The following is a 23,283-nucleotide window of genomic DNA, read 5'->3' as shown; positions in this document are numbered from 1 at the left end:
TAAATAGTGATAGTGGGTTAGGGGGATAAGGGGGAGAGAGGAACGGGAAAAAGCTCCCGTTCCCCGCGCCTCATTCTTCTTCCTCAGACTCATTCTCGAAGGCGCCCTTGCGATATTGCATCGGGGAGATGCCGGTGGCGCGCTTGAATGCGGTGCTGAAATAATGCTGGGTTTCATATCCGGCCTGCTCGGAGATTTGGGCAATGCTCAGCGGGGTGGATGTGAGCAGCCGACTGGCCCGGCGAAGCCGGATTTGCGTGAGATAGCTGCCGAAGGTTGTGCCGAGCTCTTGCTTGATCATCCGGCTCAAATAAGCGGGAGAGGCCTGCAAATCCAGGGCCATGCCCTCCAAGGTAAGCTGACTATCGGCATAATGCTCCAGTATATATTGCTTGGCTCTTCGTACTAGAGGGGAGATTACAACCTCCTTCATCACGACGGCCTTGCTGGCCCGATAGACCGACGGGAGCTCCAGTACGCTGCGGGTGCCTTCCGTAAGGTGAACCTCGGCGGCAATCTTCAGATGCGTCCGTACCGAGGCTTCGATGCGGTGGAAGTCCTTCTCCGCCTGCAAGTCCCAGAGCAGGATGACCAGCAACCCGAACGGATCGCGGAACATGACCTTGGGATAGGGAGCGAGCCACTCGTTAGCGATATTCTCTACTGCAAACCAGTAAAGCTGGCGCTCATCCTTCTTCAGAGCGGCGGGAGAGCCGCCCGCTTCGGGCAGGCGAATGACTCCCAGCCAATCGGGGCTGGCCTCCGGCAGCTTCAGGAACTGCAACTGCTCTAAAATTTCCGCTTCCGTCAGACCTCCTTCCATCCATTCCTGACAGAAGCGTTCCCGCAGCAGTGGATAGCTTCGCGAGATTTGGCGGGATGCGGTCTTCCAGTGCTGCTGCTTGGCGGCTTCTTCCTCCAGTTCGCCGCGAACCTGCCGCAGCACCTTCTCTAATTGAGCCGGATTGGCCGGCTTCAGGATGTAGTCCTTCACCTGCAAGCGGATGGCCTTCTGGGCATAGGTGAACTCATCATGACCGGTAATAATAATGAGCTTGGCTTCCGGCAGCTTCTCGCGCACCTGCTTCATCAGTTCAATGCCGTTCATGATCGGCATGTTCAGATCGACCAACAGAATGTGTACGCTGTGGCGCAGAGCTAAATCGAGCGCCTCCTCGCCATCCTCGGCTTCCGCGACCACCTTCATTCGCAACTGCTCCCAGTTGACGCTTTCCCGAATACCTTCACGGATAATCAGCTCATCATCGGCAATCAACACCTTCCAGCAAAAATCATTCATGTTCTATTCCCTCCCATCCATGCCGGATTCTCCCGGACAATCGGGTGCAGCACAGTAACGGTCGTTCCATGTCCCTCTTCGCTCTGAATCGTTACTCCGTATCTGCTGCCAAAGGTCAAGGCAATGCGCGCCTGGACATTCATCATGCCGTAGCCTTGCTGATCTTCTCCCGAACTATCTGGAGCGGTCGCTGTCTTCTCCGGTCCTTCCGCGCTGACGGCAGCGGCTGCTTGCAGCTTTCTTTGCAGGACGGCGAGCTTCTCCGGGGGAATCCCTTTGCCGTCATCCCGAACGGTCAACACCAGTATGCCGTCCTCCTCAGCGGCTTCCACGGTGATATGTCCGGGGCCGCGTCGTTCCTTGATTCCATGATAAATGGCGTTCTCCACGATCGGCTGAAGGATCAGCTTGAGGACGTGAACATCCTGAATTTTCGGGTCGATGCTCAGCGTATAATCCAGCTTATTCTGATAGCGAACATGCTGTATTTGCAGATAGCTGCGGACATGCTCGTTCTCATCGTTTAACGGGATCATATCGTGCCCTTTGCTTAGTCCGATCCGGAACAGCCTGGACAGCGATTCCGCCATTTCGGCGATATCCTCGGCTCCCCGGCGGCGAGCCATCCAATGAATGGTATCGAGCGTATTATAGAGAAAATGCGGCTTAATATGAGCTTGCAGGCTGCGCAGCTCTGCTTCCCGCTTCTGCCGCTCCTGCAATTCCGTCAACGAGAGCAGGCGGTGAATTTGCAGCAGCATAGCATTGAACTGGCGGCCCAGCAAGCCGATCTCGTCCGTACGGTCGCTCCAATGGCGGATTGTCAGATCACCGGACTGAGCCTTCTGCATGAAGGAGGCCAACTGCCCGATGGGCCTTGAGATCGAGTGTGCCAGGTAGAAGGAAGCCGTCATCCCCAGCAAGCATACGATAAAGACGAAGCTGACGACGTAGAAGCGGATTTCCCGCATCTCGGCTGCCGATTCCGACATGGGAAAGATGCCCACCGTAGTCCAGTCAGGGAATGTGGCGTGCCGATAGACGAATTGGAAGTCCCGGCCGCCGATTCGCTCTGAATAAGTTCCCGATCCCGAAGGATCAAGATGCTCCAGCGGGATTTGCTCAATATAAGGGTCGGGCGGAGCATAGATTAATTCGCCTTCGCCATCGACCACGGTTAAATAGCCCGTTTTGCCCAATCGCACATCCTGAGCGGTCTCCGCAATGACACGTAGCTTAAGGTCGATGAGAATGACGCCTTTGACTTGCTGGGTGTCGGGATCAAGAATGGCCCGTACAGCGGATACGACCTCGCTATCCTGATAATTAACGTGTGTGGTGACATTGCGGTGATGGGGATGACCAATAATTTTAAAAATCCCCTTGTTCCGGATCGCCTCCGCATACCAGCTTTCCCGGGTCAAGCTTTCTTCCGTGCGGGCATACATTTCATTGCTGATATACTGGCCCTGACTGTTCACGACCAGAATGCCGGCCACCTCGGAATGCAGGGTCGTGAAGCCTTGCAGAAATTTGCGGATTTCATAATATTCGTTGCCCGCCTCCAGTAACTGTTCAGGAGTATTTGTATCGCTGACTGCCAGAGGGGAGGGCAGGCTTGCAGCCACGCTAGCCCGATCCTCTGCGGCCGTTGTCGGCACGTTGTCGTCAACGGTCCCCGGCCGGACTTCGAGAAACCGCTGTACCTCGGGATTAAACGAGATAAAATAGGTTATGTTCTGCAAATTTTCCACATACGCCTCCAGGGAATGGTTCACCTTGCTGATCAGCTGCAGGGTGGTATCCGTAATTTGCCGCTCGATAATGCGGTCCACCGTCCAGTTCGTCAGCAGGCCCAGCCCGATGGAAGGAAGGATGCTGATCAGCAGAAAGTGCACGATCAGCTTATAGCGAATCGGCAAGTTATTTAGCAGAAAGCGGCGGAGCTCCCAGGGCCGTTCACTGCGCCTATTTCGCATAATAATCATTCACATTCTGCCGGGTGACGACGGTAATGCCGGTATCTACCTGCTGCGGGACCTGCAAAGAACCCGGATTCCGGGTGTCGTTCATGCCATGATTAAGCGAGAACAGAAATTGCATGGCCCAGTATCCCATATTCCAGGTGCCTTGAGCCATGGTGGCGTCAATGTCGCCGCTCTTGACAAGGTCCAGTGTCCCCTTATCTGTATCAAAGCTGACAATTCTCGGTCCTGCTGCAGAGGGGCTGTATTCACGTACGGCCTCCGCCACACCGATGCCCCCGTTGGCCTCAGTGGTGAAGATTCCTGCTACATTAGGAAAGGACAGCAAGATTTCCTCCGCCGCCTGGCGGGAGAAAAGAGGGTCTCCTTTGCCATTCTTGATAACGACCACGCTTAGCTCAGGGAATTCGGCTGCTATGGTGTCGGCGAAGCCCTGTGTGCGATCTAAATGGTTCTGTTGATCCGGGACGGTGATGATGGCGAGCTTGCCTCTTCCGCCGGTAAGCTCGGCCATCTTGTCAGCGGCCCGGGCTCCGGCCGCGTAGTTATTGGTGCCGAGGAAGGAGTAAGCCCGGCTTCCGGGGGCATCGGAGTCGAAGAGAACGACCGGAATCCCAACCTCTACAGCCTTATTAATCGTGGCTGTCAGTTCGGCTGCATGCATGGCGGAGACAGCAATGCCGGCCGGCTTCTTAGCAATGACCTGCTCAAGAACGGTCCGCTGCTCATGGACATCGCGCTGAGTTGCACCGCGATATTCAACGGATACGTTCAACGCTTGAGCCGCATCCTCAAAGCCCTTCAAGCCGCTCTTCCAATAGTCGATGCCCATTTGAAAGGTGACCATGACGTATTTTTCGTCCATGCTGCCCCGCAAGCCACCTGCATTCCGTTGATCACTGATTTGACTTTGCGCGCGGTAATTCAGTACATAGAAGGCAAAGCAGGCGATCAGCAGCAAATAGACGATCCAGATTTTTCGCATATGAAACCCCTTTCATCAATGCGCAAATGATAAGATAACGCCATCATCATACTATGATTCACAGGGGATATCATCATTTTTTTGCAAATGACAGGAAGGATTGGATTTATTGGGAAATGAGGAAGAGATGAAGAAACGCATCCCTTTTCGATAGCGAAAAACAAAAATTCTATAGAAAAACCTAGAGAATCTTAAGGTTTGAACCGGAAGGACTGCGGTACAGTATACACATTCAACCAGGACGGAAGGTTAGAACATGCCAACAACATCAGCGACCGCCGGAACGGACAGCGTGCCGGGGGGCGGGGATCCTTGCACTGCGTGATATACCGGCATTTTCCTGCGGGCAGTATTGTAATCGCTTACAATCTGTTCATCCGGATGGGTAGGTTGAAAATCTGAATCTGGAGGTGCCGAAGAAGTAAGGTCGAACGGAGCGTCGGCAATAAAGCAAATAAGCAGGAGAAAAGTAGTCTGGATAGTATGGAGTGCGGAGAAATCCTTGTCCCATCTGCCTCGGCGAAGGCAGAGAACTAACTGATTCCAAGGAGGACTGCAAATGCTCAGGAAAAGATTCAGGTATCTGCTGCTTTGTCTCGCGGTGCTGTTGATGTTGCCGCAATGGAGCGGAGCGGCTGCGGCGGAAGAACGGACGCCGGATGCGACAGATTCGATGGCGTCGACAACGGGGGTGTCGGAGGTGTCAGATTTCTATAATATTATCATGCAGGTAGGCGCAGATCCTTATGTTTACAAGCACACGGACGGCTATTACTACAATGTCTTTGTCAACGCCAGCGGCATCATGATCCGCAGAGCGAAGACCATCACCGGCATTGATCCGGGCGAGAGGAGCCTGGCCTGGACACCGGTTAAGGGCACCATGTACAGCTCCAACGTTTGGGCGCCGGAAATGCACTATCTCAAGGATACCGATGGCAGCTTCAAATGGTATATTTACTTTGCGGCTGACAACGGAACCAACGCCAACCACCGCATGTACGTGCTGGAGAACGCCAGTGAGAATCCGATGACCGGAACCTGGGAGTTCAAAGGGAAAATCACCGATTCTACTGACCGCTGGGCGATCGACGGCACGGTGCTGACGGTAAACGAGAAACACTATTTCATCTGGTCCGGCTGGGAGGACACGGATGGAAGCTTCCAAAATCTATATATTGCGGAGATGAGCGATCCACGGACCATCAGCTCGCAACGCGTATTGCTTTCAACGCCTGAGCATGATTGGGAAACGTCCCCGGGCAGGATCAATGAAGGTCCCCAAGTCAATATACGCGGCAACACCATCAACCTGGTCTATTCCGCAAACGGAAGCTGGACGGACAGTTACTGCCTGGGACTGATCACGGCCACGATTGGCGACGATTTGATGAACCCCGGCTCCTGGGTAAAACAGGATGAACCAATTTTCTCAAGCGCCAACGGCGTTTACGGCCCGGGCCACCACAGCCTCACCACCTCGCCTGACGGCAGTGAGGACTGGATTATCTACCATTCCGCCCGCTGGCCGGGATCAGGGTGGACCCGCAATGTCCGCGCACAAAAGTTCATCTGGAACGCGGACGGAACGCCAAACCTGGGAGAGCCTGTCGATCCGAACCAACCGATTGCCGTGCCTTCAGGGGAGCCGGTGCGTCAGCGCTATGAGGCGGAAGCGGCCCTGTTGATGAAAGATCCCAACGGCGGAACGGGTCCCGGAGTCTGGCGGGAAAGTACAGCTTCCGACGATAAGAAGATCGGCAATATCAAGAACGCCAATGATTATGCCCAGTTTACGGTCAATGTGCCGGAGGAGGGATTTTATGTGCTGTCCGTGCGCAATGCCAACGGTTCATCGAACGGGGCGGATGCTTCCCATATCCTATCGGTCAACGGCGGTTCCGGCGCCAGATTGAACATCGTCTATTCCGGCTGGAATCGTTGGGGAGCCTCCACGGCGAAGGTCTATCTCAAGCAAGGCAATAATACCATCCGTTTCTCGACGGGTGCCAACCTTGCCGAAATTGACAGCATGGATCTATTCAAGCTTGATGTTGTATCGGAAATTCTTTTCGATTCTCCGGGGTACACACTAGGATTGGGTGAAAGTCACAGCTTGCCCGTATATACGGTAACAGGCACTACTTATTCGCCTATCGGCAGCGGAGTTTCCTTCAGTTCCTCCAACAAAGAGGTCGCCGATATTGACGGGATTGGGGTCAAGGGGCTCAAGGCAGGCAGCACTACGATCACCGCGACATATAACGGGAAAACGGCCACAGCCTCGGTTACCGTCGCCGCTGAACCTAAGACTGTGCAGTCTATTGCCCTCAGCGGAATGAACAACATCCTGACCGTCGGACACACAGGGCAACTGCAGGCAGCAGCACGCTACAACACCTATGAGGTTCAGGATGTGACGGCTGACGCCATGTACTTCAGCAGCAACCCCGACGTGGCCACAGTTACGGTAACCGGTCAGGTATACGGCGCCGGGCCAGGGGATACGGTGATCAAAGCCGCATACGGCGGCAAGGAAGCGCTGTTCAACTTGACGGTAATTCCGGATCCGTCTCAGCTTCCTCAGCTTCTTTCTCAAGTAAAGACTCCCTCCGGAGTGACACCCAAGCTGCCCGATGTTGTTGAGGTCAACTACGAGGGGGAGATAAGCACTGCCGAGGTTACCTGGAAGCTGGAAGGAATCAACTTTAACTCACTTGGCATGGTTCAGGTGCCTGTCCTGCTAACCATAAATGGCGAGAAGATTCCTGCTGCCGTTTCCGTAGAAGTCATCCCGGGATGGGGGCTTGATGAGATCGTAGATATTATGCGCAACAGGATAGTAAGTTTCTCATATCCTTTGGGAGAAGGCTTGGGGACCTATAGTCAAGATGCGTATAATGCTCTCCTGGCAGAGCTGGATCATGCGGAAGAGTTGTCCGCAGATGCTGATCTAAGCAAAGAGCAGTTTGAAGAGGCGCTAGATCGCCTTGCCGATGCGGAAGCAGCCCTGTTAGGCTCGCTCAACCTGACCGAGAATGGCGTGACCTATAATGCCTACCGGGATTTCTCCAGCGATGAGACTGGAAAGTACCCATACGGCATTACCATCGAGGCTCTGACCAATGGCGCTGCCGCTGCTGTGCAAGAAGAGGGCGGGAATAAGTTCCTGCGGCTGACCACAACCGCAACATCGGGCAAGGCAAACTTGTTCCTGCCGTTTGTAGGCGAGGTCAAGGCTGAGGCGGATCAGCGCATCGTCATTGAATACCGCGCCAGATTAAACAGCAGCTTCCAGTATGCCAATGGCGCTATGGTGAGAAATGATAGCGGCACAGGCAACTATTCTATGGTCACGGCTTTCGATAGGGATAAGATCATTGTACAGGACGGAGGGACTAAGAAAGCCGTCCAGAACTTCTCTTTGAATACATGGTACAGCATTAAAATGGTATCCAACTGGAACGCCAAGACCTATACCGTCTATATCAATGATGTTCTGGCAGCCACAGACTATAGCTTCCGTCACACCGGCGGCGACAAGCTGACTGGCCAGCTGTTCGGCATCGACGGCTACGCCAATGCCTCCATTGATTTCGATGATTTCAAAGTCCTGGTTACTGATAACTAACGGAAACGGGAAAGGATTGCGCAAAAAAGGGCGTCCCAAAAAGAGGCGTACCAAAAAAGGCCAACCAGTAATCTCTGGCTGACCTAATAGTACGAAAGTAAAATTCTGTACAGCCTTAATAACAATATAGAGTGAGATTCATATAGAAACCAAGGAGCTAAGCGGGCTTCTCTCGCTTGATTCCTTGGTTTCTTGCGTCCACTGCGGCTTTCTTGATTAAATGAGGAGCGAGGGAAACCCATCCGACCTCCAAACTTACAAAAACCTTGACAAGTATTAGCTGGTTTTGGCAAGCCTCGAAGCTTTAGTGACATTATTCTAGGCGCTGTATGAATTAAAATGGCCTCACGAGCACCCGCTCAGCAATTATAATGCCTTTTGGCATTTATTTCGCCGCATGAAGCACCACGCCAGCAATTTTAATGCTTTTTGGCATTTATTTCGCCGCATGAAGCACCATGCCAGGAATTCTAATGCCTTTTGGCACTTATTTCGCCCGGCATGAGCACCACGTCAGCAATTATAATGCTTTTTGGCATTTATTTCGCCGCATGAAGCACCATGCCAGGAATTCTAATGCCTTTTGGCACTTATTTCGCCCGGCATGAGCACCACGTCAGCAATTATAATGCTTTTTGGCATTTATTTCGTCGCATGAAGCCCCAATCCAGCAATTTTAATGCCTTTTGGCATTTATTTCGCCCGCCCGAGCCGTCCGCCTATAATTTTAGTGCTTATCGACACTTGTTTCACAACGCACGGCGTAACCTCACAAAAAAGGTGTCCCCAATCATCAACCATGGCTTCGGCCCCCCTTTTTTTCTGTGGCGAAAAACAAAAAATCTATAGAAAAACCTAGAGATTCTTAAGGTATGCGCCGAAGGGACTGCGGTACAGTATAAACATCATCGTAAAGCAATCAACCAAGAAAGAAGGTTAGAACATGCCAATTACACCCGTGACCGCCGGAACGGAGAGTGTACCGAAGGCCAAACAAGCCTTTTACGAAACCAAGAGATTTCGGCAGAATATCCCGCTGCTCCTTATGCTCGTACCGGGGATCCTGTACTACGTGATATTCCGTTATCTTCCTATGGGCGGACTTGTGATCGCTTTCAAAGATTACAACTTCCACGATGGCATATTGTCGAGTCCGTGGGTGGGGCTTAAGTATTTCAAGATATTATTTCAGTCAAGCGCTACACTGCAGATCATCTGGAATACCCTCGAACTGAGTATTCTGAATCTGATCTTCGGATTCCCTGCACCGATCATTATCGCCATCGCACTGAACGAGGTTCGGAAAAGATGGCTGAAACGCTGGATTCAAACCATCATCTATCTGCCTCATTTCCTGTCCTGGGTCATCATAGCAGGGCTGGTGCTCACCTTGTTTTCAATCGATGGCGGCACGGTCAATAAGCTGCTGGAGCAGTGGGGAATGGAGCCGGTGCCTTTTCTGTACCGCATCCAATCCTGGGTTGCAATCTTTATCGGCTCCGGGATGTGGAAGGAAATGGGGTTCGGTGCTATTATCTATCTCGCCGCCCTTTCGTCCATTGATCCCAGCTTATACGAATCCGCCGCCCTGGACGGCGCGGGCAAACTGAGACAGATCTGGCATATTACGCTGCCGGGCCTGCGTACTACGATTATTCTTCTCCTGATCCTGGGCATGGGCCGCTTGATGGAGGTAGGCTTCGATCAGGTTTACAACCTGCAGAATCCCACCGTCCTGGAAAAAGCCGAGGTTATCAGCACCTATGTATATAAAGTGGGGCTGCAGAAGGCCCAATTCAGCCTGACCACGGCCATGGGTCTCTTCGAGTCCTTTGTCGGTCTGGTGCTGCTGCTGTCGGCTAACGCGCTGGCCCGGAAATTCGACCAGGGATTATTCTAGGGGGGAACTACATTGAGAGAGTCGACTAGCGGAAAGATTTTTTCGGTCTTCGTTCATACGGTTTTAATTATCATCGCACTCACCTGCATTCTGCCTTTCCTTCATTTGATCGCCTTGTCCTTAAGCGAAGGGCATGCGGTGGATCTGGGACAAGTCTTCTTCTGGCCGGTGGGCCTTGATTTTACAGCCTATGAGTACTTTTTTCAGAACACCCCGGCCTTGCGGGCATTTACCAACAGCGTCATCATCACCGTGGGCGGAACGGCGCTTAGCATGCTGACGACGGTACTGACAGCGTACCCTTTGTCCCGCCGCTATCTGTATGCCCGCAAGCCGCTAACAACAGCCGCACTGTTTACGATGTTATTCAGCGGCGGCATGATTCCCACTTATCTGGTGATGAACAATCTGAACTTGACGAACACGTACTGGTCCTTATGGTTTGTGGGGCTGATCAGCACTTATAATATGTTGATTATGAAAAGCTTCTTTGAAAACATTCCGGGCGAAGTGACGGAAGCGGCCCAGATTGACGGCTGCGGAGAGATGCAACTGCTTTTACGTGTCATATTGCCTTTATCCCTGCCGATGCTGGCAACATTGACGCTATTCTACGGTGTTGGTTACTGGAACATGTTCATGAACGTCATTCTGTACATCAACCGAACGGAACTGCAGAATCTCACGGTCGTCGTGCAGAGCATGCTGCAGATTCAGAGCATGGACAACATGATGGCGATGGATATCATGCAGCAGCAGGAGCTGATCTCCGAGAAGCTGAAGGCGGTAGGCGTCATGGTCATGGTGGTGCCGATGCTGGTCGTATATCCGTTTTTGCAAAAATATTTCGTTCAAGGGATTATGCTCGGTTCGATTAAAGGCTAGCGGCAACACATCCATTTATTATAGATCATAGATCGAGAGGAGCTTGCAAATGTTTGAACAAACATCCAAGTGGAACAAAAAGGTCTGGTCATCCGCAGTACTGGCAATCGTGTTGACAGCGGGGGTTGTTGGCTGCAGCCAACCTAAAGCAGAGACAGGGGGCGCAGAAAAAAAGCCCGTCATTACTGTCTCCAACTATGACAGAGGCAATATCCCGGCAGCGGAGGGAAGCGTGGAGGAGAACCGCTGGACTAAATGGATCAATGAACATTCTCCAGTCGAGGCCAAGTTTGTGCCTGTGCTTCGGTCGGAGGCAGTCCAGAAGCTGAATGTGATGTTCGCTTCAGGCAGTGCACCGGATATGGTCAATGATTATGATACGGGGTTCCGGGATTCGCTCTATCAGCAGAAGCAGCTGCTGCCTCTGGATGATTACTTGCAGTATGCCCCCGAATATGAAAAATTGCTGGAGAAGTATCCTCAACTGCGCGAGGTGGGCACCAAGCCGGACGGCAAGCTATATGAAATCGGCAAAATTAACGAGCCCCATCTGCAAAGCGTGGCGCTCATCCGGGTGGATTGGTTGAAAAAGCTCAACCTGGAGGTGCCGAAGACGACCGATGAGCTGATTATCGTCCTGAAGGCTTTTGTAGAGCAAGATCCGGACGGCAACGGCAAGAAGGACACGTACGGAACGAATATCAGCTATACCTCCGGCGGTATGATAGATTCCATGTTCGGCGCAGGCGGCTGGGCCATCTCGGCTGATGACAAAATCATCCGCAGTTGGGAAAATACGCTGGAGGCAACGAAATTCAAGAAGAGACTGTTCGAGGAAGGGCTGATCGACCCGGATTACCTGGCTGACACGAACGGCTCCAAAGCAAAGCAGGATTATTTGAACGGCAAGGTGGGCATTTTCCTGCCTCCGCAAATCAATAACTGGTTTGAGAGCACGGTCACCGATCTCAAGACGATCAGAAGAGTGGTCCCGGAAGCGGAAATTGCCCCGATGATGCAGCCTAAGTCGCCGATGGGACAGTTCACCCATCATGTGACCAACCCGATTCAGATGACGACCGTGGTTAATGCCGCGGCCAAGGATCCTAAGGCTGTGATGGAATATATCAACTTTATGCTCCAGCCGGATACGGCGTTGACGCTGAGAAAGGGACTGGAGGGAGAGCATTGGAATAAGGGAGCGGACGGCGCGCCCGTCGTGATTGATCTCGAAAAGAACACGAAGGAAGTGGATTGGGCTGCGGACTACACCATGTTCTATTCCCTCCCGCAGAATCCATTTTTGACCTCCGTATCGGCATTTAATGTGGAGGATCCGGAACAGAAGGCAGGGCTAGAAATAATGCAGCAAGCGGATCAATTCTTGCTCAATCCGGACGCCAAATACCCTGCTCTGAGTCACTACGAGCATATGCCGGTTCTGCCAAGCGACCTGGTCGTTATCAATACCAACGTGGACAAAGAAGTAAAAGACATTATTGTCAAAGGAATCATCGGCGGGTCCAAATATACGGCCGAGCAAGCGATCGAAGATGCCAAAGCAGCCTGGGAAAAAGGCGGCGGCAAGCAGATCGAGGAATACATGAACACGTGGTATCAAGAAAATAAAGATACTGCCTTCCTTGGCGATGATGTACTAGAGATGGTTCGCTCTCAGCTGAAGTAAGCTTGGAAGGGACACCGCAAAAAAAGTAAATAAGAACTTGGTCCGGTAGCAGCCGGGCCAAGTTTTGTTTTAAAATTAAGATGAAAGGGTTTACAATCGGATTGCATCATCTTTTTCGGGGAGGGAGACAGACTGAATCCGATAAGCTGGCCGGGGAGAATTGCCGGAAAAATGAAGGGCAGCTTCAAGCTGAAGCTGATTGTACTGCTCTCGTGTATGGTCACAATAGCCTTTGCATTAGCGGGGTGGCTGGTCTCCCGCTTAAACGTCCAATTGATGGAGGACGAGATCAGCAAGCAGTTCTCGATTGCCAATGAACAGGCTTTGGCCAGATTGGAGCTCACCTTTCAAGAGGTAAGCCGGGTATCCCAATCCATTATACTGAATCCTTCTATAGAAATGTTCGTCACAGAAAGCCTTGATCCCGGAGGGGATCTCTATACTCAATTCAAGAACCGGAAGTACGTGGAGGAGCAGTTGATCACGCTGCAAGTGGATACGCCGTCGATTCGATCCATCTTTCTGTTCAATGAAAACGGGGATTTGGCGGTTCTCTCCCAAAATGGGGCGTCAGGAAAACCCGGGCCTGAAGAGATGGCCATGGTGACGGGCAAGCTGGAGTCGCATCGGGGGAACCTGGTCTGGGGGCGGGCCAGTCTGCCCAGTGCCGTAGACCCCGGCGGACGCCGGACGGTGCTGATCGCCGCCAGACGGATGCTCAACGATAAGCTTATTCCATACGGAACCATGGTGGTGGTCATGGAGGAAAGCCTGGTATCCAAGGTGCTGAGGGATCTTACGGAGAACGGCAACGGCAAGGTGCTGCTGCTGGAGCCTCTGGGAGGACTGCTCTACTCCAATACGAATCAGGAGGAGACGGAGCAACTCATGCATTTGATCGAAGCCAGCGATCCCCGATATGCCAAGATGAACGGGGTCACTTATTTATTTGTCCGCCATCGCCTGGAACCGGCAGGCTTCACGCTATACGGAGGGGTCTCCCTGGAGGAGATTCAACGTAAAAACAAAGACATCATTCATATTTTCGTGATTGCCGGCATTGGCGTCGTGCTTCTCAGCGCCCTGCTAATTACGCTATCTACCCGAACCCTGCTGATGCCTCTGGCCGATCTGATGCGGGGGCTGCGAAAATTGCGCTCAGGGGATTTCTCGGCACGGATCAGCGTCCGTTCCGGCGATGAGCTCGGGTTTATCGGCGAGAGCTTCAACAGCATGGCAGAGCAAGTAAGCACTCTGATCAACAAAGTGTACCTGGCCCAGATCAGCCAGCGGGAATCGGAATTAAAAGCGATTCAGGCGCAGCTGAACCCGCATTATCTGCACAACCTGTTCAATGAACTGTATTGGAAGCTGTATAACGACGATCAGGCGGAGGCGGCGCTGCTGATCAACGCCATCTCGGAGATGCTGAAGTATTCGCTTCAATCCGTCAAGACCGATACGACGCTGGGAGAAGAACTGCAGCAGATACGCAATTACATTAAAATTCAGACCGAATTGTTTACCGGCGAGGTTGAAACGATCATTCAGGCCGAAGAGGCGTTGCTGAATCTGCGGATGATGAGATGCCTGCTGCTGCCGGTGGTGGAAAATGTTTTTGTGCATGCCTTCCGCAATATGGATGAAGACCGGGTGCTTAGAGTGAAGGCGGCTATACACGATGAAGCGCTCCATATCGAGGTGGCTGACAACGGTTGCGGCATGGATGACAGCACTTTAAGGGCCTTAAAGGAGGTTGAGGATGCGCTGCCGGAGAACAATAAGACGGGAATTGGCTTTAAAAGCGTGCTGCGGCGCATTGAGCTGGTGTACGGGACTCCTTACGGAGTAGAGATTTCCAGCGTCAAGGGAAAAGGCACGACCGTTCACATCAGGCTTCCCGTTCAGACGTTGCCGCAAGAATATTTAGAGGGGGAAACCGAGTGAAAGCCAAGCTGTTTATCGCCGAGGATCAGCCGAATTTTCGCAAAGGCTTGCTCAAGCTGGCCGGGAAACGCTCCGCCGAGTGGGTGGTGGCGGGAGAAGCGGCCAATGGCCGGGCCGCTTTGTCTTCGATGGAGCAATGCGTCCCGGACTTGCTGTTAACCGATATCCGCATGCCCCATATGGATGGACTCGAACTTGCCGAGGAAATCAAGGCTCGCGGCTGGGGAACCAAGATTGTGATCATCACGGGATTTAAGGATTTCGCTTATGCCCAGTCCGCCCTCAAGTTCGGAGTGCTGGACTTTATCACGAAGCCTTGCGTAGAAGCGGATATATTAAACATGCTCGACAAGACCTATGTACGGCTGATCGAGGAGAATCAATCCGGGCGGTTGGTGGAGGGCTGGAGGCGTCAGCATGAGGACGGCCAGCTTCGCTCGGCGGTTATGGGCATGCCCTGCAATAATGGAGAAGTGCAGGCTTTGCTCGGACGGATGAAGGAATGCGGGCTTTACTTTCTTAGCATCCCCGCCTATATTTCCGCAGAAAAACATTATACTGCTCAGGATATGCCCCTATTGCAATTTGCTCTTGGCAACATTATTAGAGAGCATTTGCATAAATGGTATGGCGGCGGCTTTCGGCTTTTTTCCTTGAGTTCATCGGAATGGGCTTTATTGGCTGACAGGGCGGAGTCCCGGCCGGAAATGCCCTCATCCTGGCTGCAGACCCTTGCCGATTCGATTCAGCATTATTTGAAGCTGGCGCTTGCCAGCAGCGGACAAGGACAATGCCGCACGGCGGAGGACCTGCGCCAGGCTTACGAGCGGTATTGCAGCAGAACGGGCCGGGAGGCGGCCTCTGAGCGCAGCACGGCCTATGAAGCTTTACTTAACCAGACGGCGCTTTACGAAAAGGAGAAGGAAATTGTGTCTTGGCTGATGTCGGAAGATAACGGCCGGTTGAACAAGGAGCTTCTGGATCAAGTGGGGCGAATCGGCAATATGCCTCCGCAAACCGCCAAAATCGAAGCCCTGCTCTTGGCCGCAGCCCTTCTCCGGCTGGTGCAGGTACAGTTTCCCGAATGGCGGATGGCCTCACGTTCTATCGAGTGGGGCTCCGTCTACAAATGCGAGTCGCCCGAAGAGATTACGGAATGGCTGCAGGTGTACATCCGTGAGTTTCTGCATTCCCACAACAACTGGATTGCCGGCAAAAAAGACCATCCGGTCAAGCAGGCCATCCGGTTTATCGAAGAAAAGTATATGGAAGAGTGCGGATTGGCCGAGGTGGCGGCCCATGTTCATCTCAACCCCAGCTACTTCAGCAACCTGTTCAAAAAGAAACCGGCGAAAGCGTCACCGCCTATATCCAGAACCTGCGCGTGCAGAAAGCGAAGCTCCTGCTTAAAAGCACGGACATGAAAGTCTTCGAAGTTGCCCAAGCCGTCGGCTTCAATGATTCCAATTATTTCACGCATATGTTTAACAAAATAGCCGGGCTTTCGCCAAAGGAATACCGTAAGCGAACCTCGGCAACCTCCCGCGACTGATAAAAAATACATCTTAAATATGAAAATTCACGAAACTATGACAAAATCATAGTTTCTTTTTTTGTCATAATTCCCAGCAAGCCTTTCGTAGAGTGAGATTCCCGACAGATAAGGAGCCCTAATTCCACTTTTTTTCTCATAACTATGTTTTTTTAGAAAAATATAGCAGGAATCATGGAGGAATATGTAAAATATATCAAATGTAATCATTTTTTTAGATTGTCTTGAGAGATTGACGATCTATGGAAAGGAGGTCAACTGATAGACTGATAGACTGATAGTTTCTGCTCCTGGTTGGGAGCGAAAAATTAAATTGCGGGGAGGAATAAGCATTGACTCAGGCAAAGGCATTCCGTAAAGCAAGTATTTGGCTGCTCGCTATGACTCTAATTGTTCCGTTATTTTCGTTTTCCGCATTTGTTGACGGCAAGCCTGCCGGCGCTGCGGGAGACCGCAAGCTGGTTGGCTATTGGCATAATTTTGATAATGGTTCCAGCAATATTCGACTGAGAGAGGTTTCCCCGGATTTTGACGTCATTCAGGTAGCGTTTGCCGAGCCTGCAGGGGGATCGACGAGCGGGAACATGGCCTTTCAGCCTTACAACGCTTCCGTAAGCGAATTTCAGGCCGATATCCGTCAACTCCAAGGGCAAGGTAAAAAAGTGTTGATTTCCATCGGAGGAGCCAACGGAACCATAGAACTGTCTTCCGAGGAGGCTCGGCAAAATTTTGTCAGAACGATGAAGGATATTATCGACACTTACGGCTTTAACGGTCTGGATATTGATCTGGAAGGAAGCTCGTTGTCCTTGAACGGCGGTGACACGGATTTCAGAAGCCCGACGACGCCCAAAATTGTGAATCTGATCTCCGCCGTGGAGGACATTCTGAACAGCTACAGTTCGGACTTCATGCTGACCATGGCTCCGGAAACGGCATATGTGCAAGGCGGCTATGTGGCGTACGGCGGTCCTTGGGGAGCTTATTTGCCGGTGATCTACGCATTGTGCGAGCAATTGGACTATCTGCATGTTCAGCATTACAACTCCGGCCCGATGACCGGACTTGACGGCAAATCCTATGCACAAGGAACAGCAGATTTTCAAGTGGCCATGGCCGAAATGCTGCTGCAGGGATTTGACGTGGGCGGCAATGCAAATTATAAATTCCCGGCGCTTCGCCCGGAGCAACTACTCATCGGCCTTCCGGCCACGCAAGCGGCGGCGGGCGGCGGTTATACGATCCCGGACAACGTGCACAAGGCGCTCGATTATCTCATCAAAGGACAATCGTTCGGCGGCAGCTACACCTTGCGCAATCCGCAAGGCTATCCCGGCTTCAAGGGTCTGATGACCTGGTCGATCAACTGGGACAAAGTAGCCAACTATGAATTTTCCCGCTCCCACCGGGCTTATCTGGACGGTCTCGGGACCGGCCCGGGACCAGGACCTAACCCCGATCCTGACACAACGCCGCCAACCGCTCCGAGCGAGCTTCGCGTGACCGCGACTACGCCGAGTAGCGTCACCTTGGCGTGGAACGCCTCCACGGACAACGTGGGCGTCGCCGGTTACACTGTCGTCTACGGCACAAGCAGCGTGAACGTCAACACCACCACCGCGACCATCAGCGGCTTGTCTCCGGATACGACGTACACGTTTACCGTCACCGCCAAAGACGCCGCCGGCAATGCTTCCGCTGCCGTCTCCGTCCAAGGCAAAACGGCGGCGCAGGACAACCCAGGCGAGGCTCAACCCTGGCAGGCATGGGTTTCCTATAGTGTCAACGACCAGGTGACCTACAACGGTAGCGTCTATACCTGCATCCAAGCCCATACTTCCCTTCCGGGATGGGAGCCGGCCAATGTGCCTGCTTTGTGGCAGTTGCAGTAGGGACGTGGGAGCGTAGTAAATGATTATATAAAAAGAGGAGCCCGCGTCTTGGAATGAGGCGCGGGTTTCTTGCGGTAAATTCAATTGTTCAAGTTAGTTTATCCCATTTTATCCCATTGTCCCTTTTCCGGCTGTTTAAGTGTTATACATTAGATAGAGGGGGGCAGCTTCATGGAGTTTGTGGAAAAATGCGTGCTGGAAGTTAAAGCGGGCGAAATTAATAAATATGTGCATATCGTTGAAGCTTTCCAGGCTCCGATGTACCGGTATTGCATTCGAATGCTTGGAAACCGGCAGGAGGCGGAAGATGCGGTGCAGGACATTTTGGTCAAAGCCTTCGAAAAATTACACATGTACAAACCGAGCGTTGGCTTTTCACCCTGGCTCTACAGAATCGCGCACCACCATTGTCTGAACCTGCTTCGCAAACGCGGCGTTCAACGTAAATTTCAGAGCTGGTTCCGGCAGGATGCGATAACCGAAAGCGCGGAGCAAACGATCACCGGCCGATTATTCGGGGAGCCGCTTTCGTCCGCCATCACCGCTTTGAGCGCAGAGGAGCGCAGTTTGCTGATCTTGCGGGTGCTTGAAGAGAAGTCTTTTGCCGAAATTGGAGAAATTTCCGGGAAAAGCGCGGAAGCGGTTAAGAAAAAGTTCGGCCGCTTGAAGCTGAAGCTGCAGAAGCTGATGGAGCAGAAAGGGGACGTGGGGTATGCGAAAAGTCAAAGCCACACTTCAAGATGAAACGATAAAGGCGCTTCTCACCCAAGGGAAGCAGGATACCATCGATGTGCGCCAGAGTGTGATGGACCGGGTTCGGGAAATTCATGAACAGCGCGGCGGCAAAAAGACGTTTCGGCACCGGACTGGAGCCATTGCCATGATCACCTGCCTCATTCTGGTGTTGACCTCCTTAACAGGCTACGCGGCATCCCGGTATGTGCAAATTTTGAACTCCAAAGGGGAAGTCCTTGTTGAAACGAAGGAAATGAAAGAAGATGCGTATACCCCGCATGCCGAGACATTTGAGAAGCTGCTGTCCGCATACAAAGAGCATATCCAAACCCGGCTGAAGCCGGGAGAGCTGGTGGCTTACTACGTCCATGACGAGACGCTGAATGCTTATAATCAGTTTAATAAGGTCAAAACCGAATATAAACCGACGGTGTACAGCAGTTATGCAGAATTGGAGAAGCAGCTTGAGATCACCACCGGTCCGCGGCTTCCCGAACCCCAATATCTGCCTAAAGGGTTCTCGTTTGCAGCAGGGAAAGTATTTCCCAGTGTGACGAAAGGGGAGGCTAGCCTGGAGCATTTGAAGAAGCTGGAGCCGGAATTTATCCGGATGGCGGAATCCTCTTCCACCGGGGCCAAACTGTTCATCAAACCGTTGTCATGGAATAAAGCGGACAGCGCGAACGTGAGCTATACCAACGGGTCGAATACGATTAATATCAACGCCTTCGAACGAAAAAAACATCCCTCCTCGGTAAAAACAATGCATCCCCAGGGCGTGACGGTCGAGAAGTTGACGGCCAGCGGGCAGGAGATGATTTATATGGAGGCTTCGGCGGAGGCAACGGAGGCAGTTTTCTACAAACACAAGTTGGAGTGGCTTGATGAGCAGGCGGAGGTCTTTTATTCCGTCTACGATAATCCGGACAGCGCCTTGTCCAAGTCCGATTTGATCCGCATCGCCGGAAGCATGGTGAAATGAAATGATTTCATGCAATAGCTGGATCCGAGAGTCTGCTTATGGCAGGCTCTTTTTTTTGGAGTGTCCCTTTTCGGGTGGTTCCGGTGTTATACAAGTAAACAAAATCATGTGCCTGACTGGCCGAAAGGAGATTTATCCATGAATTTTACGAAAAAGACGATCATCGCCGCTGCAAGCATACTGCTGGTGTTCAGTTCAACAAGCGGCTTCCTTGCGGATGCTGACGCAGCAGCGCAGAAATCGGCAAAGACACAAGCAGCCTCTACCAAGAAAAGTCTCGAACAGCAGAAAAAAGCGGCGATGGACATCGTCCATTCCAAAGAGAAAAAGCCCGGCGATTTAACCGTGCTGTATAATGGGACCGACAGCTCGTTGTCTTTCAACTTTCGCGCCATAACCAGTTCGGATTACGAAGAGTATACGAAGCTGTTGTCCAAATACAAAGCGCCGGAGTTAAAGCAGCCGGAATGGCTCCCGGAAGGATATACTTTTCAGTCTGGAGAAATTGTGCCTCCCTATTACCATTTTCTTAGCGAACCGTATCAAGATATGTTAAAAGAGCTCAAAGCGGAGGCGAAGGGTAAAACATATTACGCCAAAAAACTGAAATGGAACGAAGCCGGGGAAGCGGTGTTTACCTTCGCCAAAGATTCGGACATCATCCGGGTCAGCGTCAAAAAAATGCATCCTCTAATTACCGAAATCACGCGGGTGCCGGGGAAAGGCGAGAAGCTGGAAAAGCTGAGCATCGGCGAGATCGAGGCCGTATATTCCACGAATTCGGACGGCCTTTACTCTAACAAGCTGAAATGGGAGGATGCGGAACACCAGTTGGAATACGAGATTGCTACCTACAAGAAAAGTCCGCTGACGAAAGAAGATCTCACAGCGGTTGCGGAAAGCATCATGCAGGGTAAATCGCAGGAAGAATAGTTAATATAAAAAGTGAGCAAATCACTCTAACCTGAGCGGAAGCTTTGAGGTTAGGGTGATTTTTTTTCGCCGAAGTGAGTTAGACCCGATGCGTGAATACGGGGTTATCTGATGACCTAAAGGTAATTGAACAAGCGGAACTATCAAAGAAGATCTTTTAGTTGTATATGTCGTAACAATAGGTTCGCGAGGCGATGTTTATAAATGACCCGTACAAGCTAAATTGTAGGGGGCTTTTTTATAAATTTAGTTGCGAAGAGGCGTGCAGTAGAATAGTGGAACAGAGCAAAGTGGAGCATGTAGAAGTGCTCAGGCGTTGCATCAAATCCGTGCGGACGGCAGCATGCTGCCCGGCTCGGAATCGCTCGACATCGATCCGCTCCGCGCCCAGTTCGCGCAAGTGAAGAGCGGCATGTACTTCAACCACTCGGTCAAGCCGAGCGTGTACAAGACGCAATTCCCGACGGACATTCGCTGGGCCGAGGCCATGCAGCCGACGATCGACGGCAAACAAAACGGGGCCGACCAAGTCATCGCGGGCAGCTATCTGGCCATGAGCAAAAATTCCGAGCATAAAGAAGAAGCCTAGAAGTTCATTGAGTGGATGTACAGTGACGACGTGCAGGTCGCTTACCAGGAAGGCGGCTATGGCGTCACCGTCATCCCGTCCGTGGCGGCCAAAGCCAAAGCCCCGGACATCGTCGGCATCGAGAACTTCCTGCTGACCGCGATGGACGGCATCTACCCCGCCACCCCGCTGGTCGCCACCGAATCCGCGTCGAAGGCACGAAGAAAGTCGATGTCTTCAACAAATTCATTTTTGACGGGCAGGATTTGGACAAGGTATTTGAGTGATCTGAACGCGCGATACAATGCTGCGCTGGAGAAAGTACGGGGTGCCGGAAATCATGGGTGTTCCCGGGAAATTCCCTCGGGGTTTGATATTGTCCATACCCTCCAGTAGCATCTCCATATCATTGAGACGCATGATCTATCTTCGTTACCGGCTCTCCTGAAACGGCTGCTTCCTCAGATCCTTCGGCCGGAGTCCATTCTGTTTTGCTTTGCGGTGCCAGAAGAAATGGGTAGCGGACAAACGCCACAGAATACGCGGGAAGTTTGGCTGAATAAACAGCGATTCTGCACTGCTGCGGGTGAGGATAGCCGTGGAGAGCCGGGTCATCGCCTTGCCGAGATTCTTCAGTGGGCCTTTACCCAGCGGCACCATCTTTATGTCGTTGAACATCTCTCCTGCTCCGTGACCGACGGCCATTCCAAAACGGAAGCCGCAGCGTACGCACCAGTTGCTTACCATATCTGCTGCAATGGTGCACTGACGCCCTTCGAAAAATCCATTATTAATTAGCACATAAACGATGAGGTTCGGGTTCCCTGGCTCACTCTGCCGGTAATTCTCCAATTCGACCATCATCCGCAGTAGATGTGAAGGGATGGCATCAAAATAGAGCGGAAATGCCAGCACGATGACATCGGCTTCGTTAAGCTCCCGATATTGCTCAGGCTTCAACTGCTTTGCATTGACTCGGTACGAGTGGAGCTCGTTGCCTTCGGTGATGAGTGGCTTGAGCTTTTCCAGCAGAAATCCGGAGTTGCTGGGTCCACCCTTGGGACTGCCGTTAATCAGAGCCATTTTCATGGTTGCACCTCCGTCAACTCGTGAAGCGTGTTGTGAAAAGAAACACTATAATGGGACGCATCCAAATTTTTTGCATTGGCCCGGGTCAATGCTTGTGCCGTGTGGCGCTCTGCCTCCGTTATTCCTTCTCCATAGAAATGGACCGAGAACTTGAATCGCTGCTTGTAGCGTTGCTGGTGATGTGTCTCACCGTCTTGGATTACAAAATAGGGCAGAACATAGGGTAATGACCTGTTCAACACATTGCTGACGAACGGGCTGTATCCTCCATACACGTTGCGGCTGATCAGCACAAATTCATCGCAGGCGGCGAGCCGTTCGCCCATGTGCTTATAGGGATCTTTAAGCACGCAGGTTCCCGGAGTACGGACCCAACAACCAAAGCAGCCTACACAGTGACGAATGGTACCGGACTCTCCAATCACTTCATCCGTATCCCTGCTGAAGCCGCTTAGCCAAGCATCATAGTCATGATTCGCTAGATCATGGACAATCAGTCTCATTTGCTGTTCCTCCCGATTGAAGAATGGTTTGCCATACCTTTTGCCAATCGCCTGAATATCGAATGCCGCTGCTGGATAGTAGGGATGCCACGCCGTGGACAAGCGACCAGTAAGCCATCAGCATTGTGCCGTCCAGCTCAGGTGGAAGACCCAAACTGCGGAACAGCCGGTAGCCGGTTGCCCGGAATACCGCAAACGGCGGGTAAGGGGGAACATCTTCCGCTCCTTCGTCTACCTGAATGATAATGCCCGACTGAAAAAATAAGAACGGCAGGTAGGTAGGATGCTGCTCGAAAAAAGCAATATAGGCGGTTCCAAGCTTTTCCATGGCCGACATGGGGGCGCTTTGCCCTTCAATGGACTCTTGTAGAGAAGCCGTAAACTGCTCGGTGACATGATCTGCCATGGCCGCCAACAGCTCCTGCATATCCTTGAAATGACTGTAAGGAGCAGCATGACTGACACCGCATTTGGCTGCAACCTTACGCAAGGAGAAACCTCCTAACCCCTCCTTGCTAATTAGCTCAATGCCAGTTTCAATTAAGGTGTTACGTAAATCTCCATGATGATAGGGTTTAGGCTTCAAAAATAATCGCTCCTTCCCTTAACTTTACAACGTAAAGATAACTTTAAATCTTGACGCTGTCAAGATTGGTGACTGTCATGTCCTACTTGACAACGGATACGGATATCCAGCAGAATTGAATAA

Annotated in this window: 19 protein-coding genes; 13 read left to right on the top strand and 6 right to left on the bottom strand. The window is 51.9% G+C overall.

Annotation, left to right across the window (positions count from 1 at the left end; all coding sequences use genetic code 11):
- Positions 1 to 70: 70 nt before the first annotated feature.
- From TX85_RS13195 to TX85_RS13185, 3 genes are read right to left on the bottom strand one after another with little or no spacing between them, the layout of a single operon-like run.
- Positions 71 to 1,300 (bottom strand): response regulator, encoded by a 1,230-nt coding sequence (locus tag TX85_RS13195; protein WP_044479562.1) that lies wholly within the window; start codon positions 1,298 to 1,300, stop codon positions 71 to 73.
- On the bottom strand, positions 1,297 to 3,279 hold the full coding sequence (locus TX85_RS13190) for a cache domain-containing sensor histidine kinase (RefSeq protein ID WP_044480061.1): 1,983 nt from the start codon (positions 3,277 to 3,279) through the stop codon (positions 1,297 to 1,299). The genes TX85_RS13195 and TX85_RS13190 overlap by 4 nt, the downstream gene beginning before the upstream one ends.
- Positions 3,269 to 4,270 (bottom strand): substrate-binding domain-containing protein, encoded by a 1,002-nt coding sequence (locus tag TX85_RS13185; RefSeq protein ID WP_044479561.1) that lies wholly within the window; start codon positions 4,268 to 4,270, stop codon positions 3,269 to 3,271. Before TX85_RS13185 ends, TX85_RS13190 begins: the two co-directional genes overlap by 11 nt.
- Positions 4,271 to 4,829: 559 nt before the next feature.
- Between TX85_RS13185 and TX85_RS25395 the strand changes: the two genes are divergently transcribed.
- The 13 genes from TX85_RS25395 to TX85_RS25385 all read left to right on the top strand — a co-directional run bounded on the left by TX85_RS25395 (position 4,830) and on the right by TX85_RS25385 (position 21,378).
- Complete coding sequence (locus tag TX85_RS25395) at positions 4,830 to 7,901, top strand: family 43 glycosylhydrolase (protein WP_233500708.1); 3,072 nt, start codon at positions 4,830 to 4,832, stop codon at positions 7,899 to 7,901.
- A 943-nt stretch (positions 7,902 to 8,844) separates the two neighbouring features.
- On the top strand, positions 8,845 to 9,801 hold the full coding sequence (locus TX85_RS13170; RefSeq protein ID WP_044479558.1) for an ABC transporter permease: 957 nt from the start codon (positions 8,845 to 8,847) through the stop codon (positions 9,799 to 9,801).
- Between the two features lie 12 nt (positions 9,802 to 9,813).
- Entirely contained in the window at positions 9,814 to 10,686 is an 873-nt protein-coding gene (locus TX85_RS13165) for a carbohydrate ABC transporter permease (RefSeq protein ID WP_044479557.1), read from the top strand.
- A 49-nt stretch (positions 10,687 to 10,735) separates the two neighbouring features.
- Positions 10,736 to 12,373, top strand: a complete 1,638-nt coding sequence (locus TX85_RS13160) for an extracellular solute-binding protein (RefSeq protein WP_044479556.1) — start codon at positions 10,736 to 10,738, stop codon at positions 12,371 to 12,373.
- A gap of 171 nt (positions 12,374 to 12,544) precedes the next feature.
- The gene (locus TX85_RS13155; protein ID WP_233500707.1) at positions 12,545 to 14,320 is read left to right on the top strand and encodes a sensor histidine kinase; all 1,776 of its coding nucleotides are present in this window, start codon (positions 12,545 to 12,547) and stop codon (positions 14,318 to 14,320) included.
- Positions 14,317 to 15,744, top strand: coding sequence for a response regulator transcription factor (locus TX85_RS13150; RefSeq protein WP_233500706.1), 1,428 nt, complete (start codon positions 14,317 to 14,319; stop codon positions 15,742 to 15,744). Before TX85_RS13155 ends, TX85_RS13150 begins: the two co-directional genes overlap by 4 nt.
- Positions 15,690 to 15,872 carry a helix-turn-helix domain-containing protein gene (locus TX85_RS27595; RefSeq protein ID WP_233500748.1) on the top strand — a complete coding sequence of 61 codons (183 nt, stop codon included), beginning with the start codon at positions 15,690 to 15,692 and terminating at the stop codon, positions 15,870 to 15,872. Before TX85_RS13150 ends, TX85_RS27595 begins: the two co-directional genes overlap by 55 nt.
- Positions 15,873 to 16,252: 380 nt before the next feature.
- Positions 16,253 to 17,764 (top strand): carbohydrate-binding protein, encoded by a 1,512-nt coding sequence (locus TX85_RS13145; RefSeq protein WP_101781170.1) that lies wholly within the window; start codon positions 16,253 to 16,255, stop codon positions 17,762 to 17,764.
- A gap of 171 nt (positions 17,765 to 17,935) precedes the next feature.
- Positions 17,936 to 18,508, top strand: a complete 573-nt coding sequence (locus TX85_RS13140; RefSeq protein WP_044479553.1) for an RNA polymerase sigma factor — start codon at positions 17,936 to 17,938, stop codon at positions 18,506 to 18,508.
- Positions 18,477 to 19,481, top strand: a complete 1,005-nt coding sequence (locus TX85_RS13135; protein ID WP_044479552.1) for a hypothetical protein — start codon at positions 18,477 to 18,479, stop codon at positions 19,479 to 19,481. The genes TX85_RS13140 and TX85_RS13135 overlap by 32 nt, the downstream gene beginning before the upstream one ends.
- A gap of 138 nt (positions 19,482 to 19,619) precedes the next feature.
- Positions 19,620 to 20,414, top strand: coding sequence for a DUF4367 domain-containing protein (locus TX85_RS13130; protein ID WP_044479551.1), 795 nt, complete (start codon positions 19,620 to 19,622; stop codon positions 20,412 to 20,414).
- Between the two features lie 316 nt (positions 20,415 to 20,730).
- Positions 20,731 to 21,003, top strand: coding sequence for a type 2 periplasmic-binding domain-containing protein (locus tag TX85_RS25390; protein WP_049894928.1), 273 nt, complete (start codon positions 20,731 to 20,733; stop codon positions 21,001 to 21,003).
- Positions 21,004 to 21,018: 15 nt separating this feature from the next.
- Positions 21,019 to 21,378, top strand: coding sequence for a hypothetical protein (locus TX85_RS25385; protein ID WP_049894927.1), 360 nt, complete (start codon positions 21,019 to 21,021; stop codon positions 21,376 to 21,378).
- Between the two features lie 36 nt (positions 21,379 to 21,414).
- Here the strand turns inward: TX85_RS25385 and TX85_RS13120 are convergent, their stop codons facing one another.
- The 3 genes from TX85_RS13120 to TX85_RS13110 are packed head-to-tail and all read right to left on the bottom strand — an operon-like array spanning position 21,415 to position 23,160.
- Positions 21,415 to 22,071: a hypothetical protein gene (locus tag TX85_RS13120; RefSeq protein ID WP_044479550.1), complete on the bottom strand. Its 657-nt coding sequence runs from the start codon at positions 22,069 to 22,071 to the stop codon at positions 21,415 to 21,417.
- Complete coding sequence (locus TX85_RS13115) at positions 22,068 to 22,574, bottom strand: flavoprotein (protein WP_044479549.1); 507 nt, start codon at positions 22,572 to 22,574, stop codon at positions 22,068 to 22,070. The genes TX85_RS13120 and TX85_RS13115 overlap by 4 nt, the downstream gene beginning before the upstream one ends.
- On the bottom strand, positions 22,555 to 23,160 hold the full coding sequence (locus tag TX85_RS13110; protein WP_044479548.1) for a TetR/AcrR family transcriptional regulator: 606 nt from the start codon (positions 23,158 to 23,160) through the stop codon (positions 22,555 to 22,557). The genes TX85_RS13115 and TX85_RS13110 overlap by 20 nt, the downstream gene beginning before the upstream one ends.
- Positions 23,161 to 23,283: the final 123 nt, after the last annotated feature.

The organism is Paenibacillus antibioticophila (genome assembly GCF_000455265.1).
Lineage (GTDB): Bacteria > Bacillota > Bacilli > Paenibacillales > Paenibacillaceae > Fontibacillus > Fontibacillus antibioticophila.
The sequence above is the reverse complement of the archived record's forward strand: the minus strand, read 5'-3'. Positions and strand labels throughout refer to the sequence as shown.

Coding starts and splice junctions, on each gene's coding strand:
- TX85_RS13195 (WP_044479562.1), bottom strand. CDS start 1,300: ATGAATGATTTTTGCTGGAAGGTGTTGATTGCCGATGATGAGCTGATT.
- TX85_RS13190 (WP_044480061.1), bottom strand. CDS start 3,279: ATGCGAAATAGGCGCAGTGAACGGCCCTGGGAGCTCCGCCGCTTTCTG.
- TX85_RS13185 (WP_044479561.1), bottom strand. CDS start 4,270: ATGCGAAAAATCTGGATCGTCTATTTGCTGCTGATCGCCTGCTTTGCC.
- TX85_RS25395 (WP_233500708.1), top strand. CDS start 4,830: ATGCTCAGGAAAAGATTCAGGTATCTGCTGCTTTGTCTCGCGGTGCTG.
- TX85_RS13170 (WP_044479558.1), top strand. CDS start 8,845: ATGCCAATTACACCCGTGACCGCCGGAACGGAGAGTGTACCGAAGGCC.
- TX85_RS13160 (WP_044479556.1), top strand. CDS start 10,736: ATGTTTGAACAAACATCCAAGTGGAACAAAAAGGTCTGGTCATCCGCA.
- TX85_RS13155 (WP_233500707.1), top strand. CDS start 12,545: ATGAAGGGCAGCTTCAAGCTGAAGCTGATTGTACTGCTCTCGTGTATG.
- TX85_RS13145 (WP_101781170.1), top strand. CDS start 16,253: ATGACTCTAATTGTTCCGTTATTTTCGTTTTCCGCATTTGTTGACGGC.
- TX85_RS13140 (WP_044479553.1), top strand. CDS start 17,936: ATGGAGTTTGTGGAAAAATGCGTGCTGGAAGTTAAAGCGGGCGAAATT.
- TX85_RS13135 (WP_044479552.1), top strand. CDS start 18,477: ATGCGAAAAGTCAAAGCCACACTTCAAGATGAAACGATAAAGGCGCTT.
- TX85_RS13130 (WP_044479551.1), top strand. CDS start 19,620: ATGAATTTTACGAAAAAGACGATCATCGCCGCTGCAAGCATACTGCTG.
- TX85_RS25385 (WP_049894927.1), top strand. CDS start 21,019: ATGTACAGTGACGACGTGCAGGTCGCTTACCAGGAAGGCGGCTATGGC.
- TX85_RS13120 (WP_044479550.1), bottom strand. CDS start 22,071: ATGAAAATGGCTCTGATTAACGGCAGTCCCAAGGGTGGACCCAGCAAC.
- TX85_RS13115 (WP_044479549.1), bottom strand. CDS start 22,574: ATGAGACTGATTGTCCATGATCTAGCGAATCATGACTATGATGCTTGG.